This window comes from Streptomyces sp. WAC04114, assembly GCF_019733245.1.
Lineage (GTDB): Bacteria > Actinomycetota > Actinomycetes > Streptomycetales > Streptomycetaceae > Streptomyces > Streptomyces massasporeus_A.
In genome coordinates this window covers 1-1972 of sequence record NZ_JAIGQA010000353.1, presented here as the reverse complement: position 1 = coordinate 1972, position 1972 = coordinate 1, and the positions used below count along the sequence as shown (strand labels likewise).

Sequence of the window (1972 nt, the reverse complement as noted above, 5' to 3'; positions counted from 1 at the left end):
GAGGGGGCGGCCTCCTCGCGGGCCAGTTCGGCGCTGAGGCGGGCCGCGAGGGTGGCGCTGGGGGCCGTCGTACCCGCGAGGTCCTCGTCGTCGAGGGGGTCCCGTCTGCCGGGGGCCGGGCCGGCGGCTTCGGGTGGTGCGGGGTCCGGCACGTCCGGCCCGAGGCCGGTCGAGCCCGCCGTGTCCGGCCCGAGGCCGGTCGAGCCCGCCGTGTCCGGCCCGAGGCCGGTCGAGCCCGCTGCGGGACCGGTCGCTCCGGTGGTCCCGGCCGTCCACGCGGGGCCCGTGTCCGTGAGGTGGTCCAGGACGCGGGACAGGGTCGGGGCGACGGTGGCGGGAGCCGTGGGGCCGGTGGCGGGGCGGACGCCCATCGCGTCCAGGACGCGGTGGAGACGGGCCGCGTCGAGGCGCCACTTGCGGTCCACGACCTCGTCCGGGTACTCGCTCCAGTCCACCGGCGACCAGTCGGGGCCGGGCCCGGCGGGGCCGCCGTGGAAGAGGCGGGCGGCGAGCAGGGAGGCGGCCTCGTCGACCGTGCCCGGCTCCTCCAGCAGGTCGCAGGCGGGCCGCTCGCCGAGCCGGGACGCGAAGCCCTCGGCCAGGCGGTCGCGCCGGGACAGCTCCGTGAGCGCCGCGACCACACCGGCGTCCAGCCGAGACGGCCAGCGGCCCATCCGCCAGGCGGGCAGCGCGACCCGGGTCAGCAGCCGGTCCCAGCCCGCGTACGCCAGGCCCACCTGCTCCTGGGCGACGATCCGCAGTCCGTAATCCACAGCCTGTGCACGCTCGGCCGCCGCGGCCGCCACGCCCCGCTCCAGCTCGGCGGCATGGACCCGGCAGCTGCGCAGCAGAAGCCGGGCGACCCACCCGACCCCGGCGAGCACCGCCCGCGACACCGGGTTACGCCGGGGCTCCGAGGCCACGGCCACCGCGGCGTCCAGGCCCCGGACGAAACGCCGGGCCGCGGCTATGTCCGGGTGGGCCGAGGGGCCCGTACCGGCGATGACCGGGGCGAGGACCGCGCGCAGCTCGCCGACCCGCATCCACCACAGGAACGGGGAGCCGATGACCAGGACCGGTGCCACGGGATGCCGGCGGTGCACCTGCTTGCCCGCTCCCGCGATGTCGCGGTGCTCCTCGACCGGGGGCGGGGCGTGGGCCGGGTGGGTTCGGTCCTCCAGCCAGCTGTCGCAGTCCGGGGTGAGCGCTATCGCGGAGGGCGCGGGGACGTCGAGGCGGTCGGCGAGGTCGCGGACCATCCGGTACAGATCGGGGGCCGCCTCCTCGGTGACCGGGACGGTCGGGCTCATGGCGGGCCGGGCCCGGGCGACGACCAGGGCGATTCCTGCGGCGGCCAGCAGCACCAGGACCGCGAACGGCGTCAGCACCCAGCGGGCCGCGTCCCAGACCGGACCCTCGAGACGGTCGCCGACCGCGCCCGCGAGCAGGATCACGGCGACTGCGGCCGGCAGCAGGGCGACGGCCAGGGCACGGCTGCGGATGCGCAGCACGGCCAGTGCCCGTGCTCGCGCCGCCTGCGCGCCTGCCTCCACACCCATTCCGGTCACAACCGACCTCACCCCCTCCCCGTTGACCCGACGCTGCCCTTGCTCACTCCCCCACTGTGGCACCCGTCACTGACATCGCAATGCCGGTGGGCCAAGTGCCGGAACGCTTGCGCCGCACCCTAGTTGGGGCTCCGCCCCCCGTCAGCCGGAAAGGGCATCGGTCACTCGATGGAATGGCTTTGGGGAGAGGTGGATGACGGAAAACGAGCGTTTGGCTCCCGCCCTTCGTATACAAGCCCCCGTATATGAGCCCGGGTATACGAGCCCCCGCCCCTCGCATGGTGCAGGCCCCGGATCCTGAGACGGATCCGGGGCCTGGGGGGTTCATCGGCGGCGGGATGATTTCACCGCTCCGGCCGCTCGGGAAAGGAAGGCCTCACGGGGGGCCTCACGGGGGGCCTCAC

1 protein-coding gene is annotated in these 1972 nt (G+C 75.9%); it reads right to left on the bottom strand.

Going from position 1 to position 1972, the window contains the following annotated elements:
• The coding region (locus tag K4G64_RS39110; RefSeq protein WP_221760595.1) for a hypothetical protein at window positions 1-1559 on the bottom strand (1559 nt) is incomplete at its 3' end.
• Between the last annotated feature and the right edge of the window lie 413 nt (window positions 1560-1972).